General features: G+C 39.0%; 18 protein-coding genes. 3 read left to right on the top strand and 15 right to left on the bottom strand.

The genetic code is table 11. The annotated features are described in order from the left end of the window. Window positions 1-94: 94 nt before the first annotated feature. The gene (gene aepY / locus ACIQLB_RS15490) at window positions 95-1,222 is read right to left on the bottom strand and encodes a phosphonopyruvate decarboxylase (protein WP_400727403.1); all 1,128 of its coding nucleotides are present in this window, start codon (window positions 1,220-1,222) and stop codon (window positions 95-97) included. A gap of 4 nt (window positions 1,223-1,226) precedes the next feature. After that, entirely contained in the window at window positions 1,227-2,129 is a 903-nt protein-coding gene (gene aepX / locus ACIQLB_RS15485; protein ID WP_400727400.1) for a phosphoenolpyruvate mutase, read from the bottom strand. Window positions 2,130-2,447: 318 nt separating this feature from the next. Here aepX and ACIQLB_RS15480 point away from each other — a divergent pair, with 318 nt between their 5' ends. Further along, entirely contained in the window at window positions 2,448-3,218 is a 771-nt protein-coding gene (locus ACIQLB_RS15480; RefSeq protein WP_400727397.1) for a YheC/YheD family protein, read from the top strand. 464 nt (window positions 3,219-3,682) lie between these two features. On the opposite strand, the gene ACIQLB_RS15475 is transcribed toward ACIQLB_RS15480, so the two are convergent. The 3 genes from ACIQLB_RS15475 to mce form a co-directional block, all read right to left on the bottom strand. After that, on the bottom strand, window positions 3,683-4,648 hold the full coding sequence (locus ACIQLB_RS15475; RefSeq protein ID WP_400727394.1) for a hypothetical protein: 966 nt from the start codon (window positions 4,646-4,648) through the stop codon (window positions 3,683-3,685). Between the two features lie 145 nt (window positions 4,649-4,793). Further along, window positions 4,794-6,341, bottom strand: a complete 1,548-nt coding sequence (locus ACIQLB_RS15470) for an acyl-CoA carboxylase subunit beta (RefSeq protein ID WP_400727391.1) — start codon at window positions 6,339-6,341, stop codon at window positions 4,794-4,796. Between the two features lie 5 nt (window positions 6,342-6,346). Then, window positions 6,347-6,760, bottom strand: coding sequence for a methylmalonyl-CoA epimerase (gene mce / locus ACIQLB_RS15465; RefSeq protein ID WP_337989624.1), 414 nt, complete (start codon window positions 6,758-6,760; stop codon window positions 6,347-6,349). Between the two features lie 125 nt (window positions 6,761-6,885). Between mce and prli42 the strand changes: the two genes are divergently transcribed. Next, window positions 6,886-6,981 (top strand): stressosome-associated protein Prli42, encoded by a 96-nt coding sequence (gene prli42, locus ACIQLB_RS15460; protein WP_370081649.1) that lies wholly within the window; start codon window positions 6,886-6,888, stop codon window positions 6,979-6,981. Window positions 6,982-7,001: 20 nt separating this feature from the next. Here prli42 and ACIQLB_RS15455 read toward each other — a convergent pair whose 3' ends face one another. The 10 genes from ACIQLB_RS15455 to ACIQLB_RS15410 form a co-directional block, all read right to left on the bottom strand. Continuing rightward, a complete protein-coding gene (locus tag ACIQLB_RS15455; RefSeq protein WP_400727387.1) occupies window positions 7,002-7,979 on the bottom strand; it encodes an aromatic acid exporter family protein in 978 nt (325 codons plus the stop codon). Window positions 7,980-8,378: 399 nt separating this feature from the next. Further along, window positions 8,379-8,819, bottom strand: coding sequence for a BrxA/BrxB family bacilliredoxin (locus ACIQLB_RS15450; RefSeq protein WP_049664240.1), 441 nt, complete (start codon window positions 8,817-8,819; stop codon window positions 8,379-8,381). Between the two features lie 128 nt (window positions 8,820-8,947). Further along, on the bottom strand, window positions 8,948-10,045 hold the full coding sequence (gene meaB, locus ACIQLB_RS15445) for a methylmalonyl Co-A mutase-associated GTPase MeaB (protein ID WP_400727383.1): 1,098 nt from the start codon (window positions 10,043-10,045) through the stop codon (window positions 8,948-8,950). After that, a complete protein-coding gene (gene scpA / locus ACIQLB_RS15440; protein ID WP_400727381.1) occupies window positions 10,045-12,198 on the bottom strand; it encodes a methylmalonyl-CoA mutase in 2,154 nt (717 codons plus the stop codon). Before scpA ends, meaB begins: the two co-directional genes overlap by 1 nt. Then, window positions 12,195-13,886: a methylmalonyl-CoA mutase family protein gene (locus ACIQLB_RS15435; protein WP_400727378.1), complete on the bottom strand. Its 1,692-nt coding sequence runs from the start codon at window positions 13,884-13,886 to the stop codon at window positions 12,195-12,197. Before ACIQLB_RS15435 ends, scpA begins: the two co-directional genes overlap by 4 nt. A gap of 132 nt (window positions 13,887-14,018) precedes the next feature. Further along, window positions 14,019-15,362, bottom strand: a complete 1,344-nt coding sequence (locus ACIQLB_RS15430) for a dihydrolipoamide acetyltransferase family protein (protein ID WP_400727511.1) — start codon at window positions 15,360-15,362, stop codon at window positions 14,019-14,021. Between the two features lie 290 nt (window positions 15,363-15,652). Then, the gene (locus ACIQLB_RS15425; protein ID WP_400727375.1) at window positions 15,653-16,636 is read right to left on the bottom strand and encodes an alpha-ketoacid dehydrogenase subunit beta; all 984 of its coding nucleotides are present in this window, start codon (window positions 16,634-16,636) and stop codon (window positions 15,653-15,655) included. Then, window positions 16,636-17,652 (bottom strand): thiamine pyrophosphate-dependent dehydrogenase E1 component subunit alpha, encoded by a 1,017-nt coding sequence (locus tag ACIQLB_RS15420; RefSeq protein WP_400727372.1) that lies wholly within the window; start codon window positions 17,650-17,652, stop codon window positions 16,636-16,638. The genes ACIQLB_RS15425 and ACIQLB_RS15420 overlap by 1 nt, the downstream gene beginning before the upstream one ends. Window positions 17,653-17,769: 117 nt before the next feature. Continuing rightward, window positions 17,770-19,197: a dihydrolipoyl dehydrogenase gene (lpdA, locus tag ACIQLB_RS15415; protein ID WP_400727369.1), complete on the bottom strand. Its 1,428-nt coding sequence runs from the start codon at window positions 19,195-19,197 to the stop codon at window positions 17,770-17,772. Window positions 19,198-19,341: 144 nt separating this feature from the next. Then, entirely contained in the window at window positions 19,342-20,436 is a 1,095-nt protein-coding gene (locus tag ACIQLB_RS15410) for a Leu/Phe/Val dehydrogenase (protein ID WP_400727366.1), read from the bottom strand. 299 nt (window positions 20,437-20,735) lie between these two features. On the opposite strand from ACIQLB_RS15410, the gene ACIQLB_RS15405 reads away from it, so the two are divergent. Next, window positions 20,736-20,972: a DUF2627 domain-containing protein gene (locus ACIQLB_RS15405; protein WP_132356638.1), complete on the top strand. Its 237-nt coding sequence runs from the start codon at window positions 20,736-20,738 to the stop codon at window positions 20,970-20,972. The last annotated feature ends 16 nt before the right edge of the window (window positions 20,973-20,988 follow it).

Genomic DNA, 20,988 nt, shown 5'->3' with positions numbered 1-20,988 from the left:
CGCGGTTCGAATTATCTCCCTCCAACTAAGTTTTAGTACTGAAAGGGGCTTCTTATAGGCAAGATCAACCTGCTAATATTCATTTTCAGAACAATTATTTAATAAATCTCTGTAGACGATTTTTAACTTCACTTGGAGTAACTTTTGGGCGTCCTAGATTTTGTTTAGATCCCTTTGAGATTTTCAAATAAATAAAAGTCAGCCCTTTTGTCATTTTCCATTCTTGAATATACTTTTCAAGTTCATGCAAATTATGGATATAATATGACTTTTCATAACCGCAAGCTGCAGCAATATTGACAATATCAACATTGTGAGAAACGGTATTTTGCCCTCCAGTTGAATCGTGAACTTGATTATCTAGAAGAATGTGGAGCATATTTTCAGGTTGATAGTAGCCATTTGTAGATAAGCTCCCCATTCGCATAAGGAGGGAACCATCTCCATCAATAACAACTACATCTATATCTTTTCGTGTATAGGCTAAGCCTAAGCCTAAAGAACCGACACAACCCATGGAGCCAACCATATATAGATTATTATCAGAATCCTCGACCTCATATAGTTCCCTTCCTGTTTTACCAGTTGTGGCCATTAGTACTGTTTTCATATCTTTAAGTCCGTTTATCACTTTTAAAGTGTCAAATCGACTTGGCAGTTCATCTAAGTCAATTTTTTCACTTTTTTTCTTATTTATATGATTAAGACGTTGCTCTATCTTCAATTTCTCACTTTTAAATGTTTCTTTTCTCACTACAAAAAAGAATGGTTGATTTACTTCAATCCACTTGTTAGCTTCTTCAAGCTGTCTCTTTGCCTCACTATCATCAGGAGATAAGAATTGCCATTTTATTTGCATGAGATCTAATAGTTGTGTAGTAATTTGCCCCATTAATTCATGCTGGGGTTCATCATTCAACCCGGGTTCTCCACGTAGACTAACAAACCCAAGTATAGGTATTTGAAAGGGGTAGTTTAAGGAAGTCAATGGAGAAATACAATTGGTTAGACCAGAGTTTTGCATTAAAACAACTGATTTCCTTCCCCCAAGGTATGCTCCTGAAGCAATAGCTACTGCATCACCTTCGTTGGCTGCCGCAATATATTCACACTCATTTATAGAATAGTTAATAAGATTCTTTAAAAACGAACATGGGACCCCACTGTAAAAGTCAAAACCATGTCTTTTAAGCTCATTTCCAAATTCGCTTGTATTTAACATACCATCACTCCGTTTCCGTTTTTGATTGGTTATTAGTTGATGGCAAATATTTCTTCTCCGCTTTTTGAAGCTCCTCAGCATTTTGGAGTCTAAAAATCTCTTGCACACTTACGATCGATTTCTCTACTTGAATGAGACTTTCATCTTTTAGGATTTGTTTTGAGATGTTCTGCATAGCAGTAATCGATGCTCTTAGGTTATGGTTAGCCCAGATTGCAGTACTTATTCCTACTTTTCTGAATTCACTAGTTGGGGTTGTATAATATTTTGTAGGCACAATAACCACTGGATGCCTTCCACTCCATTCCTTCATAAATGCTTCAATTTCTTTAAAATCTGACTTTTTACTATGCACAAGTATTGCATCGGCGCCTGCCTTCCTATAGGCTTCCGCACGTTTAAGGGCTTCATCTAATCCCAAGCCTGCAATAAAAGCCTCGACTCTAGCTACAACCATAAAGTCTTCATCCTCTTGAGCATCTTTCATTGCTTTTATTTTCCCGCAAAATTCTTCAATCGATGCGAGAGGTTGTGTTTCTCCATTAATAAATGAGTTCGTTTTCGGAAAAATTTTATCCTCGATACAGACTCCAGCAATATGCAATTGTTCTAGTTTTCTAACTAACCTCCGAGCATTATTAAAATTCCCATATCCTGTATCCCCATCTAATAGGATGGGAATTGTTGTCGTATCACTCATAAATTCAAGTATATCTAATACCTGCGTCCATGATGCTTCATTATTATCTCTTACACCCAATGATCCTGATATTGATAGACCACTCGCCCAAATCCCTTTAAAACCGACTTCCTCTACAATTTTTGCGGAAAGACCGTTATGGGCTTCCATTAAAAACTCAAGTTTATCTGAATATATTATTTCTTTTAATTTCGTCGTTTTTTTCAATATCTTCCCTCTCCTTATTCGACATATCATATTATCATATGCCTACAAGTAAAGAATTATAGGGCAGATACATTAGAAACTAATGATTTTGAAATCAAAAAAATGGAAGTATAAAGAACAATCATAACGCTACTTATCTAGTGTAGTAATATTATGGGACTCTAACAGAAAATTGAGGAGATAAATCGCGTTCCAAAATCTCACCCACCCATGCATGATAAATCTATTTACATACAATACAGTAACTGCCATACGAAGAGAGGACTACACTATTAATTCAAAAGAAATAAAAATATCTTACGAAATGAGGTGCGTTTATTGAAAAATGCACTTGGAAAATGGGAACAATTCTTACTTTTAAAACAAAATCCTTTAACAACTAACTGCATGCCAGAATCAACACTTTACAGTCTAGAAAACCTAATCTATTTATTAAATAGGTATGAGCATGTTTATGTGAAACATAATAGCACTGGACAGGGAAGAGCAATTTATAAAGTCTACAAAGGAAAAGATGGACACTATTGTTTTAACGGATTTACTATGCAAGGTGAAGAAATAAATAAGTGTGTAGCAGCAATTGAGGATTTCCATCAAGTTCTACATCCATATGAGAAACATGGTAAATTAAGCGGAAATTATATTATACAGGAGGGGGTCATAAGTCTAACCCCTAATGGGGATTCAATATCCATTCGTGTTCTTGTTCAAAATCTAAAGGGAAAATGGATAATTGGTGGAATGTACGGAAGAATTGCAACTGAGGATCATGGGATTGTCAATTCAAATCGGGGTTCTCAAGTAATACCGATTGATGAATTATTATCAGTTTATATGATGATGGATAATACAGAGAAAGATAAAACAATAGACTCCCTAAAAAAAGATTCCATTTTAGCATCTGAAGTAATAGCATCCCACTTTCCTTGTAGAGAATATGGCATTGATTTTGGAATAAATCATAAAGGAGAACCTATATTATTTGAAGTAAATACAACGCCAAGCATAAGTAGTTTTGCCAAAATTGATAGGGCGATTTGGAAGAACATTGTTGAGATTAGGAAAATGCAAAATGAAGGCGAAGTTTGAAATGTAGCTATTTTTCATGTTAGTCACCAGCATATTACTATTCAATAGGAAGACATCAAACAATTACTTTCCCTACTATATTTATAGGAAAGAAGAAACTTAATTGCATCCGTTACTTGTGAACGATTAGTAATTTACCTTTAAGGAAAAATGGCACTATGTATGTTTATTTTTCGATCTTTTCAACCGAGAACTGGTTGGTGCAAGTTCGGGGAGAAACAAAGACACAGCGCTTATGTATATAGCATTGAGCTATATTAAAGGCATAAGAGCGACAACAACAATGTTTTATTTGTACGAAAGCGTAGTGCTAACGTTATGACAGCAACATTCAACAATATTTACGAAAGCGAAGGCAGCGGTCCGATGCTCATTCACAGGAAAACGGGTAGCTAGCTTGAAACGGAAACTACCAATCATCCCATATTGCTAACCTGTGAAAAGAGGGAGATTCTTTTCACAAGTTACTTAATATCTACGTTTTGAAAGATCGCTTCTTTTTCTTTTTGCAGAGACTGCAAATAGTCATCTGCCTTGTTATGTTTATCCTGTAAACGCAAAAGCGTATTATGTACATCATCTTGTACACGAGAAACCTGCTCTCTTGCGGTAGATATTTTAGAATGGACAGACCAAGCTGAAAAAATATCATCAAAGAAATAGTCCGCAAATTTTACAAAGCCATCTGTTTCAACTGCCAATGATTTCGTTGACATATCATGTACATCCAGTAGTTCGTTATGAAAGCGCTGTAACGCAATTTGAGCATTGTGAAGATAGTTTTCGGACTTATCAAGTGCATCATGCTTTAAACTTGTGGCAACGAGTCCTCCACCAAAAAAAGTATCCCAAGTTGAATATCCATTTGCAGAATGCAAGGACTCTGCAGCTTGTCCAAGCTTAGTAAGTGCTGTTTCACCAGCTACTTCTGCTTCCTTAATATCTGTAATTAGTTGTTTCGTTAACATTTCTTCATGTGCTAATTGTTCAAGCATTTTTGCCTGTTCAGGCTTATGTATTTGTAAAAAGCCTTTCTTTTTGGCATTTATCTGTCGTAAAACTTCTTGTAACTCTTGTTCATTAATTCGAGTAAGTATAGTGTTAATTTGCCCTAAATCATCTGTCAAATCTACTTCCATCTTCTTTGCTTCATTTATTTTTAATTCAAGAATGGCTGCTTTATCAATTTTTTCTGCACGCAGCTCATCTTGTTGCCCTGTCCACGTACGAATCATATTCCTAAAGGAAAAGCCTTCTAACTTATCGAGTTTCAAACGAATTTGATTGAGTGCTTTTGAATGTTTGAACGTTTCCTGTTGTGCGTGCTCGATTTGTTTTTCAATTAAAATCTTTTGTTCTCTTAGTCTACTAACAGTTCTTAATTGTGCATGAATCATCTCTTGCTCTTTTTGTAATTGTTTCCATTCCATTCATCTCAACTCCTCTTACATATATGTACGGATGAAATGAGGATATGTTTCAATTATCTGTTATTGATCGTAAATCTTTTATTATCGAAAGTTAGGTTAAAAAGAAAAGCCTAGTAATCGAATGACTACTAGGCTTGTACAATTATTATAGAGGAATGTTTCCGTGCTTTTTCTCTGGACGTGTTTCGTGTTTGTTTGATAACATATCAAGACCTTGAATTAGCTTAATACGTGTATCACGTGGATCGATAACATCGTCTACCATACCGCGAGATGCCGCAACGTATGGGTTTGCGAATTTTTCTTTATATTCTTCAATCTTCGCTGCACGTGTTGCTTCTGGATCTTCTGATTTTGCAATTTCACGCGCGAAGATAATATTAGCTGCACCTGCTGCACCCATAACAGCAATTTCTGCGTTAGGCCAAGCGAATACTAAGTCTGCCCCAATTGATTTAGAATTTAGGGCAACGTACGCACCACCGTATGCTTTACGTAGAATCACTGTAATTTTTGGTACAGTTGCTTCGGAATATGCATAAAGGATTTTCGCACCGTGACGAATGATACCACCATGCTCTTGTTTAACACCTGGGAAGAAACCAGAGACGTCTTCAAATGTGATGATTGGTATATTGTAAGCATCACAAGTACGAATGAAACGAGCAGCCTTGTCTGAAGAATCAATATCTAATCCACCAGCTAATACTTTAGGTTGGTTACATACAAGACCAACTGATTCACCAGCAATACGCGCAAAACCAACTACTACGTTTTTCGCAAATTCTGAGTGAACTTCCATAAATGAGCCTTCGTCCACTATTTGCTCAACAACTCTACGTACATCATAAGGACGAGTTGTTTCGATTGGTACAGTATCCACGATTTCTGGACGATAGTCATCACCCTCTGGACGTGCTTGACGAGGAGCTTTTTCCTTATTATTTTGTGGCAAGTAGCTTAATAGTTTCTTAATTTGATCAATAGCTTCTTCTTCAGATGGTGCGCGGAAGTGTGCATTACCACTTACAGCGTTGTTTACTTTAGAACCACCTAAATCTTCAGCAGAGATTTTTTCACCTGTTACCGTTTCGATAACTTTAGGTCCTGTAATAAACATTTGAGATGTTTTATCAACCATTAGAATAAAGTCTGTAATTGCTGGAGAATATACCGCCCCACCAGCACATGGTCCCATGATAACTGAGATTTGCGGAATTACCCCAGAGTAGATTGCATTACGATAGAAAATATGGCCATAACCATCAAGTGAAAGTACACCCTCTTGAATTCGAGCACCACCTGAATCATTAATACCGATAAATGGTGTACCATTTTTTGCAGCTAGATCCATCACTGTTGCCATTTTTTTTGCGTGCATTTCACCAAGCGCTCCACCAAATACAGTGAAATCTTGAGAGAATAAGTATACTGAACGTCCATTAATTTTACCGAAACCAGTTACTACGCCATCACCAGGACCTTCCATCTTGTCCATGCCAAAGTCTACTGTACGGTGTGTAATGAATGGGTTGATCTCGAAAAATGTACCTTCGTCTAGTAATAATTCAATACGCTCACGGGCAGTTAATTTGCCTTTATCATGTTGCTTCTCGATGCGCTCATAGCCGCCACCAAGTTCAATTACTGTCTTACGGTCATACAAGTCATTAATTTTGTCGAACATATCCATACTGATCACTTATCCCCTTTTCCACTTTTATCGCATAATTCATATAACACACCGAAAGATGATTTCGGGTGCATGAAAGCAACCTCTGCACCACCAGCACCTGGTCCTGGCTCTTCGGATAAAAGACGTACGCCTTTTTCACGAAGCTCAGCCATACGCTCACGAATTCCAGTTACACCGAAAGCTACATGGTGAATACCTTCTCCACGTTTTTCGATGTATCCGTGAATAGTACTTTTTTCACTCATCGGTTCTAATAATTCAATTTTTACATTACCCGCGTCAATGAATGCAACACGAACCTGTTGAGATTCTACCTCTTCCACTTTCAGCAGCTTTAAGCCTAAAGTTTCTGTATAATATGTAATGCGTTCATCAAGATCACGCACTGCAATCCCAATATGATCTACTCTCTCCATGGTGACATCTCCTTCTGTTATGGTACATAATCTATTTTACAGACTTTTTCGTCAAAACTCTACTACTTGAGAAATTTTTCAGATTTGATAAACTATTTATAAGAAAAGAAGGAGCGAACGAGCATATGAGTAATAAAAAATTTCAAAAGATCGTCGTTTATACGATGGTCGCAATCATGGTAATTTCATCTCTAGCATTCGGCTTATCAATGTTTGTGTAATGAAAAGCTAGGCGTCCGCATTACTGCGGGCGCTCTTTCTTTACCTTTAACCCCTTGAAAGACTGCTTAATTTCTAAATATCGATCCATTTCCTCTAGAAATTGATAGAGTGCCGCTTGTGCTAGAAATTGCTCATGATTTTTCGGTAAAGGTAACTGGGCGAAATCTAGCTTTACCTGCTCCAACTTCTCTCTAAAATGACTAGCCGTATTTCCTGAATGAACATGCTCACCGAGGTCTTGTAAAAAGTCAGCAACGATATCCGCCTCTTGTACTATAACAGGAAGTGCCGTTATTTTCGGAAGAACCCTATCTATAATTTCTAGCTGCTGTTCACGCATATCAAAATACACGTAGTAGTCATTTTCACGTCTCGTAAAATGATTTTCAACATCTTTAAACGCTAGGGATTTCGCACTATTCAATGCTTTAATAGCGTCAATAATTTCCTGCCCATCCCACAATGTATCGCCTTCTCTTAAATAGTTGGCAATTTCTAAAAAAATCTTACTGTAAAGTTCCTCAATTTTAACTCGATAGTAATTTAATTCCTTCTGAATGTCTGGCATATACATATTTATAGCTATTCCCGTACCATAACCGATTGCCATTAATGCAAATTCATTAGAAACAAGTGCCAATGAAAAGCTTTTAGCTGCATAAATATGCATGATAATTACTGCACTTGAGACAAAGCCATCTGCTACTTTTAATGACACAATTGTTGGTATAAAAACGATTAGCATACATGCTAATGTAAGCGGATGATAGGAAAATAGCTCAAAGCTCAAAAATGCATAAAGCATACCGATAATACTTGCGACGAATCGTGTATAAGCAGAATGAAGAGATTTTTTCTTCGTTGGCTGTACACATAATATTGTTAGAATACCAGCAGATGCATAAGAAGCTAATTCAAAGTATTGGGCAATGGCAATAGCGATTGCTGCACCAAATGCCGTTTTTAATGTACGATAGCCGATTGAAAACTTCTTCAAGTCGACTGCCTCCTATCTTTTAGTACTCTTAACTAATTTTATAAACATGTTGATTAGCAATAGTTTGCCAACATAATGAAGTCTGAGTCCGTATTGGGTTGCTCGCTTTCCATAGATAATTGTTCTAGAAAATAACGGGTTTCACCACAAATAATGCCCAATTTTTCTAATCAACACACCTGTTATTTTATTCATTTCGAACTTTATGCGAATCATTTAGCCAATATTTCAAATATTCCGAATGCCAATTGACTAATAAATAGAATGTAAAAGAAGGTTATCTACGAGGTCATGCTAATCGGGGATTAACTATCATGGCTAAGTAGTAAGCCTCCGCAGATGTTGACTACGGGGCTTCCTACTTATAGAATAGCTTCTCTTTTAACTCTATGAATAAAATTATAGTTCGTCGCAGTATTCCTCAAAGTTTGCTTGTAAGTTTGTTACTACTGACATTGGGTCATGCCCTTCAATTTCATAGCGTCCAACTTCTGCTACTACTTGGCCATCCTTTAATAACACAAATGATGGGGAGGATGGTAAATGATCTTCACCGAAGTGATAACGAGCAGCTGCAGTCGCTTCTTTGTCTTGACCAGCAAATACCGTTACAAGGTGGTCTGGACGTTTATCGTAATGTACGCATTGTGCTGCTGCTGGACGTGCGATACCCCCTGCACAGCCACATACTGAATTTACCATGACTAATGTTATACCCGGACGAGCAAACGCCTCTTCAACAGCTTCAGGCGTGCGAAGCTGCTCATAACCAGCACCCTCAATTTCTGCACGTGCTGTTTTTAAAATTTCTTGCATAAATAAATCGTAATCCATATTCATATAGCGATAAGCTCCTTTCAAGTTCGCGTCATCTTAAACTTAGTAGCTTTAGATAGTCGACGCTCATACATCTCCTATCATAGCAGTTAGTGACGAATTTGTGCACCTAGTTGCTCACATCAAAGGTATTATTTCTGTGATTGTTCATTGCTAAATAAACGATCTACACCTTGTGTGACTGTCAACTGTCCATTTAAAATTTGGCGTTCTAAAAGCTGCACCTGTGCCTTACGTTCTGGATTACCATAAAACATATCGATTAAATGGTCGGTAATCATCGATTGGAACCAATCTTTTGTTTGATTTTGACGTCTGATTGACCAGTAATTATTGGTCTCAACAATTTGCTTAAACTCCCCTATTGTACTCCACACTTTGTCGAGGCCTCGTTTTTCCCACGAGCTTACCGGCATTGCTGTGGACATCCAACCCGGAGTTGCAGGCTGTAAAAAATGTAAAATTTGCTTATACTCGGATACCGTTTTTTTAGCCAGACGAACATTATCACCATCAGCCTTATGAACAACGATGGCATCCGCTAACTCCATAATGCCCTTTTTCATGCCTTGAAGCTCGTCTCCGGCACCGGTTAAAACTAACAGCAAGAAGAAATCAACCATACCACGGACATACGTTTCACTTTGTCCAACACCAACTGTTTCTATTAAAATGACATCATAGCCAGCCGCTTCACAAACAAGCATCGTTTCACGTGTCTTTTTATGAACACCCCCTAGGGTACCAGCTGATGGAGAGGGACGAACGAATGCATTAGGCTTTTTCACGAGCTCCTCCATCCGAGTTTTATCGCCTAATATACTTCCTCCCGATAAAGAAGAGCTTGGATCAATCGCAAGGACTGCCACTTTTTTCCCCATCTCACAAAGCATCGTTCCGAAAGCCTCAATGAACGAACTCTTTCCCGCACCAGGAACGCCCGTTATCCCAATACGGACACTATTTCCTGTATGTGGCAGAAGCTCTTGTAAGAGTTCTTGTGCTTGCACTTTATGTGTTACATTTGAACTTTCAATGAGTGTAATAGCTTTTGACAAGTGTGTACGAGAGCTTGCACGTACTTCTCGTGCAAGCTCCTGTATATTTAAATTGTCTGCTTTTTTCTTTCGGAATTTTTTCGGTGTACCATATTGCATTCCGTCGTGAGTTGCCTCTACTCCGTCCATAACAAATAGCGCACTTTCAGGCATCCCTTTGTTTTTGTCCATTATTCAGACACTTCCTCATAGCCTAAACGTTTATAAATCTCTTCAATAATCTTTTGTGCCGATACAGGAATAACTGTACCAGGTCCAAAAATCGCTACTGCGCCAGCTTCATAAAGGAAATCATAATCTTGTGCTGGAATAACGCCTCCAACAATAATAATGATATCTTCGCGGCCCAGTTTTTCTAACTCTACTACTAATTCAGGAACTAGTGTTTTATGACCAGCAGCTAATGAAGATACACCAATGACATGAACATCGTTTTCTACAGCCATTTGAGCTGCTTCAGCAGGTGTCATAAAGAGTGGTGAAATATCTACGTCAAAGCCTAAGTCAGCATATCCCGTTGCCACAACCTTTGCACCACGGTCATGTCCATCTTGTCCCATTTTCGCTACTAAAATACGTGGGCGACGACCTTCATTTTCAAGGAATTCCTCTGTCATTTGTTTCATTTCAGTAATCTGCTCTTCATCTGAGAAGTTTGCAGAGTAAACGCCAGAGATTGAACGAATTACTGCCTTATGGCGACCTGAAACAACTTCGATTGCATCAGAAATTTCACCTAAAGAAGCACGAGCACGCGCTGCATCAACTGCTATTGCTAATAAGTTTTCTTCACCATCTTGCGCAGCTTTCGTTAATCGAGCTAGATGTTTTTGTACTTCTGCTTCATCACGAGCAGCCTTCATTGCTTCTAAACGTTCAATTTGCTTTTGACGAACTAATGTATTATCAATATCAAGAATGTCGATAGGTTCTTCTTTTTCTAAACGATATTTGTTTACGCCAACGATCGTTTCTGTTTTAGAGTCGATTTTCGCTTGACGTTTTGCCGCAGCTTCCTCAACTTTCATTTTCGGAAGACCTGTTTCGATCGCTTTCGCCATACCGCCAAGTTCTTCGATTTCTTCAATTAATGCCCACGCAGATTTTGTAATTTCGTCTGTTAATTTTTCCACATAGTACGAACCGCCCCATGGATCAATGACTTTTGTCATTGCCGTTTCTTCTTGTAGGAACAGCTGTGTATTACGTGCAATTCGTGCAGAGAAATCTGTTGGTAGTGCAATCGCTTCATCCAGTGCATTTGTATGCAGGGATTGTGTATGCCCCATTGAAGACGCATTCGCTTCGATTAATGTACGTGTCACATTGTTAAATGGATCTTGCTCTGTTAAAGACCAACCAGATGTTTGTGAGTGTGTACGAAGTGCTAATGTCTTAGGGTTTTTCGGATTAAACGTCGACATCATTTGTGCCCAAATTCGGCGTGCAGCACGCATTTTTGCAACTTCCATGTAATAGTTCATACCGATTGCCCAGAAGAATGATAAACGCGGTGCAAATGCATCAATATCGATTCCAGCCTTTAACCCTGTACGAACATATTCAAGACCATCTGCTAATGTATAAGCAAGCTCGATGTCATTTGTTGCTCCAGCTTCTTGAATATGGTAACCAGAGATCGAAATAGAGTTAAATTTCGGCATATATTTCGCTGTATATTCAAAAATATCTGCAATAATTTTCATTGACATTGCTGGTGGATAAATATATGTGTTACGAACCATGTATTCTTTTAAAATATCGTTTTGAATCGTACCCGCTAATTGGTCTGGTGTAACTCCTTGCTCTTCAGCAGCAACGATATAGAATGCAAGAACTGGTAATACAGCACCATTCATTGTCATAGAAACTGACATTTGATCCAAAGGAATTTGGTCGAATAAAATCTTCATATCTTCTACAGAGTCAATTGCTACTCCGGCTTTACCAACATCCCCTGTTACACGAGGATGGTCTGAGTCATAACCACGGTGAGTTGCTAAGTCAAAGGCAACTGAAAGCCCTTTTTGACCCATCGCTAAATTACGTTTGTAGAACGCATTTGATTCTTCAGCTGTTGAGAAACCAGCATATTGGCGAACAGTCCAAGGACGAGCTACATACATAGTAGGGTATGGACCGCGCGTATTTGGCGCAATACCTGCTACATCATTTAAATGTTTTGCCTCTTTAATATCCTCTTTTGTATATATATCTTTAATTTCGATACCTTCATTTGTCATGAATTTTTCTTCTGACGCTTGAGGTGCCTCAGCTGCTAAAACTTTTTCGATTTCAACTGCACTAAAATTTGGCTTGCTCATCGTTGGACCTCCTTCATGCTAGCGAACACTGAATTTAACTTTTCAATGATGTTCTGTCCTGCGAAAATAAAGCCGTTTAAGCCATTTGCTAACCAAGCTTCTTCTTCGTCTTTAAATTTACCTGCAACGTCAACAATTACGTTAGCTGGTTTGCCTGCTAAAATTGCTGGTAGTAATTCTTTTGTATCGTCATCATTACCTGCAATTACCACATATGTTGCTTCTGTAGCGTTTAACCAAGCGAATGCTTCTTCAGCTGTAGCAACTGGTTCGCTTTTTTCTGGTACTAGGCCTACAGTGTTTAAGAAACCTGACACGAAATCAGCACGTGGTTTTGAGCTTTTAAGTGTACCTAATGCTAAGATTCCTGTTTTCACATTTGCCGCAGTCATTACCGCACGTAATTGCTCAAAAGGTTTAGCAATTCGCTTAATTTCCGTAAATACTGGGTTTGTTTCGCTTTCAAGCACATCTGCTGGATTAGCATAAATATTTGTACCGATTAATGATTGCTTACGCGTTTGTACCGCTTTGATACGAGCTTGATAGGATTTTCCTATTTCCTCCGTAAGCTTTCCAGATGCAGTGTAAGCGCCAATGCCTCCAGCTGCTTCAATTTCTAAGAATAACGCCCAAGCTTCTTTCACAAAATCTGCTGTTAATGACTCAATAAAGTAAGAGCCACCAGCTGGGTCTATAACTTTTAAAACATTTGTTTCTTCTTTTAAGATTAACGATACATTTCGTGCAATACGAATCGATTGATCTGTCGGCTTCGCTAATGCATCATGAGGGTGAACTGTAAAGACATCCGCACCGCCAATTAAGCCTGAAAGAGCTTCATTCGCTGAACGTAATAAGTTTACATAAACATCCAGCTTCGAGAAGCTTCTTAACGATGTTTCGGCAATAGTTGGAACTTTTACGCAATTAGATGCTCCATAAGCGGATGAGAACGCTTTCCAAAGTACTTTAAAGGCACGGAGTTTTGCAATCTCTGTAAAGAACTGTGTATCAACTGCAAAGGATACATAAAATTTCTTCGCGAACGCTTCAAAGTTTTCTTCTTGATTTGCGTATTTTGCGGCTAATGCAAGTGCATATGCTAACTCTTGCACAGCGTTTGCTCCTTCATTATGATAAACTGATGTGTCTGCACCGATTGAGCGCACGCTCGGGTAATCATTTAAAGAGATCGGGTCTTTCGATACGATGAAACCTTTTACAGTTTCTCGCTGATTAACTGCTATTTTGTCGAACACTGCTAATAATGGGTCATTTGAATTTTCAACCACAATTTTAAACGAATATTCTGAGAAATAAATCGCTAATTGTGCCAATATTTCTTCAGTCCATTCAAAATTTACACGGCTATCAATTGTTACTACTTCATTGCCTCGAGCTAAGCTATCATCAAGATGTGCAAAGAATGCTTCACTAGTATCAGCATATATTTGCTGTGCCACTCGAAATGCTTCGTTATTTTGTAGGGAACGGATTGTAGCAACTTGTTTATCAAGTTCTTCACCAAGTTTTGCTACTAAACTTTCTTGGGTGTAAAGAGGTTCTAATGTAATACCTTCACTCGTTTTCGTTAAAAGAGACTCGAATGGTTTCCCTTTTAAAGCCTTGATTGCTGCATCTTGCCATTCTGAATAGGACGGCATTTCAAATTCAATATTTTTCATGTTGTTTGACATGCGGACGCTTAATCAGCTTCCCCCCTTAGTAGTTTCTATTTGTTATTCTACATGACAAATTGCGACTCGAAAAGCAAAAAAAAATCGGAAACCGTTATATAACAGGCTTCCGACAAGTCATCAGTAGACTGACGTTGAAGATTTATTTGTATTTTCGAGTATTTCTTTTACTCTATTTAGGAATTTACCGCAGACAAGTCCATCAAGAATACGATGATCTAAAGATAAACATAAATTCACAATATCTCGTGCAGCGAACATTCCACCAGGTAAAACAACCGGTTTTTTTACAATACTTTCCACTTGAAGAATAGCCGCTTGTGGATAATTTATGATGCCCATCGACTGAACGGAGCCGAATGCACCCGTATTATTGACCGTAAATGTACCACCTTCTATATCATCCATCGTTAGTTTTCCGGCACGAACTTTCACTGCAAGCTCATGAATTTCCTTGGCAATACCTTTAATTGATTTTTCATCAGCGTGTTTTATAACAGGAACAAATAATGCATCATCTGTTGCGACTGCAATGGAAATATTTATGTCATGTTTTTGAATAATCTTGTCCTCTGCCCACATGGAATTCATCATTGGGAATTCCTTAAGAGCTTGAGCAACTGCTTTTACAAAGAAAGCAAAATACGTAATATTAAAGCCTTCTTTTTGCTTAAACTCTGTCTTAATGCTATCACGATATGCTACTAAATCTGTGACATCCACTTCCATCATCATCCATGCATGTGGCACTTCATGAACACTTCGCACCATATTATTAGCGATAGCACGGCGCACCTTCGTTACTGGAATTTCAATATCGCCTGCTTGAATTGGTTGTGCAGATATGGCGGGCTTAGTATTTTCCTGTGATGCAGGTGCCGCAACAGGTACTGACTGTGGAACGGCTGAATCGATTGCAGGTGGTGTTTTAACTAGAGAAGTTGGCACATTTCCTGCTTCAATCAGTTTCATAAGATCTTTTCTTGTAATACGTCCCCCTTCACCAGTACCTGTGATTTGATCAAGTGCAATTTCATACTCTTGAGCAAGTCGAAGAACAGCAGGTGAATAACGTACTTTATCCTGGCGAACTGCTTTTTGCGATGCTATCGGAGCTGTAGCTGGCTGCTGAGTCGCCTGTTTCTTTTGTACACCTGCATTTAAAATTGCCGTACTTACCGCTGATTTTTTCGGTGGAGGCGGAGGAGGCAACTCACTGTCACCTGCTATTTCAACGGAACAAACGACTGCACCAACCGGTAACGTTTGCCCTTCCTCTGCAAGTAGCTCTGTAATAACTCCTTCAAAAGAAGACGGGATTTCCGCATTTACTTTATCTGTTACAACTTCTGCTAGAGGATCATATTTTTTTACCGTATCGCCTGGCTTGACAAGCCATTTTTCAATCGTACCTTCTGTTACACTTTCGCCGAGCTGTGGCATTGTAATATTTTGAATAGCCATCATCTATTCCCCCCATCAATTATGCCTAGGTGTAATTGTATCTATCGAATTACTATCATCTTTATAATATACTCATCATCATAAAGCGAGGGTTGATTTCCGTTCCGACTGGGCGCTTTCCTAGGGGCGTCCAGTCTCCACTCCAATCAACTTATATACATGACATAACGTTTTAAGAAATGTCATCCCGAACTTTCGATGAAGAGTCTTAAAATACCTATGATATTTATAAACTTTCTTTTAAAAGCTTCTATTTACCACATGAGTGGCTATCAGAAATAGATCCTATATTAGAAAGCAGCAAGTTCTCGCATCGCACGCTCTACTTTATCAGGGTTGATCATAAAATATTTTTCCATCGTTGGTGCATACGGCATAGCTGGAACATCTGGTCCTGCAAGGCGCTGAATTGGTGCATCGAGCTCAAATAAACAATGCTCTGCAATGATTGCTGCAACCTCACTCATAATGCTGCCCTCTTTATTATCCTCGGTAACTAGTAAAACTTTGCCTGTTTTACTTGCCGCCTCAATAATTGCTTCTTTATCAAGTGGATATACAGTGCGTAGGTCAAGAATATGGGCTGAAATACCATCTGCCGCTAGGCGCTCTGCCGCTTGTAATGCGAAATGGACAGCTAAACCGTACGTAATGACAGTAACATCTTCCCCTTCCCGCTTAACATCTGCCTTCCCAATTGGTAAAGTGTAATCATCTGCTGGGACTTCTCCTTTAATAAGTCGATATGCACGCTTATGCTCAAAAAACAATACTGGATCCTCATCGCGGATTGCTGCTTTTAACAAGCCTTTTGCATCATACGGTGTTGATGGTATAACAATTTTCAACCCTGGTGTTCCTGCAAAAAGTGCCTCTACAGACTGCGAATGATAGAGCGCTCCGTGAATACCTCCGCCAAATGGTGCACGTATAACCATCGGGCAAGACCAGTCATTGTTTGAACGATAGCGGATTTTTGCTGCCTCAGAAATAATTTGGTTAACGGCAGGCATGATGAAATCAGCGAATTGCATCTCAGCAATTGGGCGCATCCCATACATTGCAGCACCAATACCAACACCAGCAATAGCACTCTCTGCAAGAGGCGTATCAAGTACCCGGTGTTCACCAAATTGCTCGTAAAGACCAGCTGTTGCTTTGAAAACCCCGCCTTTACGACCAACGTCCTCTCCTAAAACGAAAACACGCTCATCACGTTCCATCTCTTCCTTCATCGCTAATGTAATCGCATCAATATAAGACATCACTGCCATTACACGTCACCTCCGTCCGCTGGTGCATATACGTATTTCAAAGCATGCTCTGGTGCTGCATACGGAGCAGCTTCTGCATAATCTGTTGCATCATTTACCTCGGCCATGACACGCTCTTCTATTTCAGCACGTAGCTGTTCTGTCATAACTCCAGCATCCATTAGATACTTTTCAAATAACAGAACGGGATCCTTTGCCTTTCCTTCTGCTATATCCTCGGCAGTGCGATATTGACGATCATCATCATCCGAAGAATGAGCCGTTAAGCGATAAGTCACTGTTTCTATTAAACTTGGACCTTGACCACTACGTGCGCGATCAGCCGCTTCTTTTACAACCTTATAGACTTGTAACGGGCATTTTCCATCAACAGTAACACCTGGCATACCATAGCCAATCCCGCGATCTGATACTTTCGCACAGCCTAATTGACGTTCAACTGGCACAGAAATTGCGTATTGATTATTTTCTACCATTATAATTACCGGAAGCTTATGCACTCCAGCGAAATTCGCACCCTCATGGAAATCACCTTGGTTAGAAGAGCCCTCACCAAGCGTAACAAAAGAAATAAAATCTTCTTTTTGTAGACGCCCTGCTAGAGCTACTCCCACCGCGTGGGGAACTTGTGTAGTAACTGGCGAAGAGCCTGTTAGAATACGATTTTTCTTTTGTCCAAAATGACCTGGCATTTGACGCCCACCCGAGTTTGGATCCTCTGCTTTAGCAAATGCGGATAACATCAATTCTCTTGGTGTCATGCCAAAATGTAAAACAACACCCATATCACGATAATAAGGTGCAATATAATCTCTGTTATTATCAAGAGCAAAGGCCGCCCCAACTTGCGCTGCCTCCTGTCCCTGACAAGAAATAACAAACGGAATTTTACCAGAACGGTTTAATAACCACATACGTTCATCTAGTCTTCTAGCCATTAACATCGTTTCAAACATTGCAAGTACATCTTCATTTGATAAATCTAAATCCTCATGCTTAATTTGAACATCTTGCATAGGAACACCCCTTCCCGACGTTTCACTCTTGTTACAAAAACACTTGTAGCTGACACTTCGCTTTCGCTACATAAAACACTTGTACCTGACGCTTCAATAAACATCTACTTAAAGAAATTAAAAATGAATGGCGCGATTATCTACTGCTAACGCTGCTTCCGCTAGTACCTCATTCAGTGATGGATGTGGATGAATAGCCTGACTAACTTCCCAAGGCGTTGCATCCAATAATTTAGCAAGTGATGCTTCTCCAATTAAATCTGTCACATGTGGTCCTACCATATGAATACCCAAAATATCATTCGTTTCTTCATCGGCAATAATTTTTACAAAACCATCTGTCTCTCCATTAACAAGTGCTTTTCCAATCGCCTTGAACGGAAACTTACCAACCTTCAATGAATAACCTTGCTCTCGTGCAGCACTTTCTGTTAAGCCAATACTTGCGACCTCAGGGTAAGAATAAACGCATTTTGGAACATTTAGAACATCAAGTCCCTCTGTTTTACCCGTTGCAATATGCTCAATAGCAGATATCCCTTCGTGTGAAGCAACATGAGCTAATTGTAAACCACCGATAACATCCCCTATGGCATACATATGTGATTCCTTTGTTTGATACGAATCATTGACTTTGATAAACCCATTCTCAACTTCAATTTCTGTATTATCTAATCCAATACCTTGTGTATTTGCCTCACGTCCAACACAAAGCAATACTTTATCAGCCTCAAATAATTCATCCTTATCATTAACCTTTGCAGAAATGAAAACGTTATCATTTTCAATTTTAAAGGTTCCCGAATCTAAGCGGGCGTTTGTCACAATTCGGACTCCCCTTTTTTCAAGCTGCTTCGTTACTTCTTTTACAATATCCGCATCCTCTGCAGGTAAAATGGATGGCCCATATTCAATGATCGTTACGTAAACCCCAAAATCACAAAGCATAGAAGCCCATTCAATTCCAATAACTCCTCCGCCAACAATTAACAATGACTTTGGCAGATCTTCCATTTCCAGTGCATGATCAGAGTTCATCACATATTTACCGTCAACCGTTAATCCCGCCATTCCTCTAGGCTTTGATCCTGTTGCAATGACCACATTTGTTGGAACTAGCATTTCATTTTCATCGCCATTGTTCATTTCAACTGAAATAGTGCCAGGCATTGGTGAGAAAATGGACGGTCCTAAAATTCGCCCTGTTCCCTGATAAACGTCTATTTTGCCTTTTTTCATCAGTGTATTCACACCTTGGCTCAATTGCTCAACAATTGTTTGCTTCCTTGCCTGCACTTTGTCGAATTGCAACGTAACTCCTTCAATATCAACACCATATTCAGCGGCTGTTTTATTTGCCATACGATACACTTCTGCACTTCGAAGTAAGGCCTTACTTGGTATACATCCTTTATGCAAGCATGTTCCACCTAGGCGCTCACGTTCGACAATAGCTGTTTTTAAGCCTAGCTGTGCAGCTCGAATTGCTGCAACATAGCCACCTGTACCTCCGCCTAAAATGACAACATCATAATTTTGAGCCATATGGATTCCCCCTTATGAGAAAAATGCTAAAGCATCTTGTTCCTTTGATACCTAAGTTAAATGAATTCATTTAAACTATTAATTTACTATAAAGTTAGAAGAAAGAAGTCGACAAAGCGACTTCTTTAAACGAATAAGCGGTTCTTAACGACCGTGTAAAATATTTTTTTCATTTTTCAGGAATTGGCTACGAGACTTTGATACTCGAGCGATACGTTCTTCTGCTAAACGATTAGCTGCTACATATGTCGGTATACCATCACGTTTAGAAATCTCGAAGATTTTTTCGATACTATCATAAATGCCTTCAACACGCTTCATCGCACGCTCACGGTTATATCCATATAATTCATCGGCTACATTTATTACTCCACCTGCATTAATCACATAATCAGGTGTATAAACGATCCCCAATTCATGTAAATAATCGCCATGGCGAGAATCTTGTAGCTGGTTATTGGCAGAACCTGCAACAACCTTTGCTTTTAGTTGCGGAATCGTTTCATCATTTAAAATCGCTCCTAAAGCACAAGGTGAGAAAATATCAACATCCTGTGAATAGATTTCCTCTGGTGCCACAGCAGTCGCACCAAAAGCATTCACAACTCGATCAATTGCCCCTTGATTAATATCTGTAACAACAAGTTTTGCACCTTCATTATGTAAATACTCGCAAAGCTTGTAGGCTACATTCCCTAGACCTTGCACAGAAATAGTACGCCCCTCTAGTGAATCAGATCCAAATGCTTCTTTTGCTGCTGCTTTCATTCCAAGGTAAACACCGTAAGCAGTTACCGGAGATGGGTTTCCTGAAGAACCAAAAGCCGGAGAAATTCCCGTTACATAATTTGTTTCCTCATGCATTAAATCCATATCTGCCACTGTTGTGCCAACGTCTTCTGCCGTAATATAGCGACCATTAAGCCCTTGGATGAAACGTCCTAGTGCGCGGAACATCTCTTCATTTTTATCTTTAAATGGGTCACCGATAATAACCGTTTTTCCACCGCCAAGGTTTAAACCAGCGGCAGCATTTTTATAGGTCATCCCTCTTGCTAAACGTAATGCATCCTCTATCGCATTTTCTTCTGATGCATATGTCCACATACGTGCCCCGCCTAGTGCTGGTCCAAGTGTTGTGTCATGGATAGCGATAATCGCTTTTAACCCTGATGCTTCATCTTGGCAAAATACCAATTGTTCATAATCATACTTTTCCATATACTTGAAGATTTCCATGAAAACTCGCCCCTTTGCTTAGGAAAGTGCATCCCCTAATGCCCATCCCAATTCAGTATATTTAATGTTTAAAATTGTTTAACAATGGATAATATTGTTCCATTTAATTTTACAATACTGACAAATTCACAATTTAGCAACCATTATTACACTTTCTCGTTTAAGTAAGAATTTTCTAAAGATTCAGTTACAGATACTATGTTATATCTTACTTGTTGTTGGGTACCTAGTTTTATAACCTTCCTTGACATTCCAATATCCACAGGTACAATTAAATTAAGGAATAAGGAGGGACATGCATGGCTCGTTTAGCTGCATTTATTGTAATGCTTATTCCAGGTCTTATGGCTGCAGGTGGCATTAAATTTATGCGTGATACATTATTTGGTAAGCTCATCTCACCTTTCCCATTTTTATGGCTACAATTCGTCGTTGGCATTATTCTTTTTGTTATAGGCTTTGGCTTTTTCGCAGGATTTTTACTTCACCGCGATCGAAAAAATGGAAAAGTGGCTCCGCGCTTCCAAAAAAAATAAAAATAGCTATCCCATT

This window comes from Lysinibacillus sp. NPDC092081, from assembly GCF_044755845.1.
Taxonomy (GTDB): domain Bacteria; phylum Bacillota; class Bacilli; order Bacillales_A; family Planococcaceae; genus Lysinibacillus.
Note: the sequence above shows the minus strand (reverse complement) of the source record. Positions and strands in the feature narration are given on the sequence as shown.

Excerpts from the sequence above, each read along its gene's own strand:
- aepY (WP_400727403.1), bottom strand. The coding sequence starts at position 1,222 with ATGTTAAATACAAGCGAATTTGGAAATGAGCTTAAAAGACATGGTTTT.
- ACIQLB_RS15475 (WP_400727394.1), bottom strand. The coding sequence starts at position 4,648 with ATGGAATGGAAACAATTACAAAAAGAGCAAGAGATGATTCATGCACAA.
- ACIQLB_RS15470 (WP_400727391.1), bottom strand. The coding sequence starts at position 6,341 with ATGGATATGTTCGACAAAATTAATGACTTGTATGACCGTAAGACAGTA.
- mce (WP_337989624.1), bottom strand. The coding sequence starts at position 6,760 with ATGGAGAGAGTAGATCATATTGGGATTGCAGTGCGTGATCTTGATGAA.
- prli42 (WP_370081649.1), top strand. The coding sequence starts at position 6,886 with ATGAGTAATAAAAAATTTCAAAAGATCGTCGTTTATACGATGGTCGCA.
- ACIQLB_RS15450 (WP_049664240.1), bottom strand. The coding sequence starts at position 8,819 with ATGAATATGGATTACGATTTATTTATGCAAGAAATTTTAAAAACAGCA.
- meaB (WP_400727383.1), bottom strand. The coding sequence starts at position 10,045 with ATGGACAAAAACAAAGGGATGCCTGAAAGTGCGCTATTTGTTATGGAC.
- scpA (WP_400727381.1), bottom strand. The coding sequence starts at position 12,198 with ATGAGCAAGCCAAATTTTAGTGCAGTTGAAATCGAAAAAGTTTTAGCA.
- ACIQLB_RS15435 (WP_400727378.1), bottom strand. The coding sequence starts at position 13,886 with ATGAAAAATATTGAATTTGAAATGCCGTCCTATTCAGAATGGCAAGAT.
- ACIQLB_RS15430 (WP_400727511.1), bottom strand. The coding sequence starts at position 15,362 with ATGGCTATTCAAAATATTACAATGCCACAGCTCGGCGAAAGTGTAACA.
- ACIQLB_RS15425 (WP_400727375.1), bottom strand. The coding sequence starts at position 16,636 with ATGGCAGTGATGTCTTATATTGATGCGATTACATTAGCGATGAAGGAA.
- ACIQLB_RS15420 (WP_400727372.1), bottom strand. The coding sequence starts at position 17,652 with ATGCAAGATGTTCAAATTAAGCATGAGGATTTAGATTTATCAAATGAA.
- lpdA (WP_400727369.1), bottom strand. The coding sequence starts at position 19,197 with ATGGCTCAAAATTATGATGTTGTCATTTTAGGCGGAGGTACAGGTGGC.
- ACIQLB_RS15410 (WP_400727366.1), bottom strand. The coding sequence starts at position 20,436 with ATGGAAATCTTCAAGTATATGGAAAAGTATGATTATGAACAATTGGTA.
- ACIQLB_RS15405 (WP_132356638.1), top strand. The coding sequence starts at position 20,736 with ATGGCTCGTTTAGCTGCATTTATTGTAATGCTTATTCCAGGTCTTATG.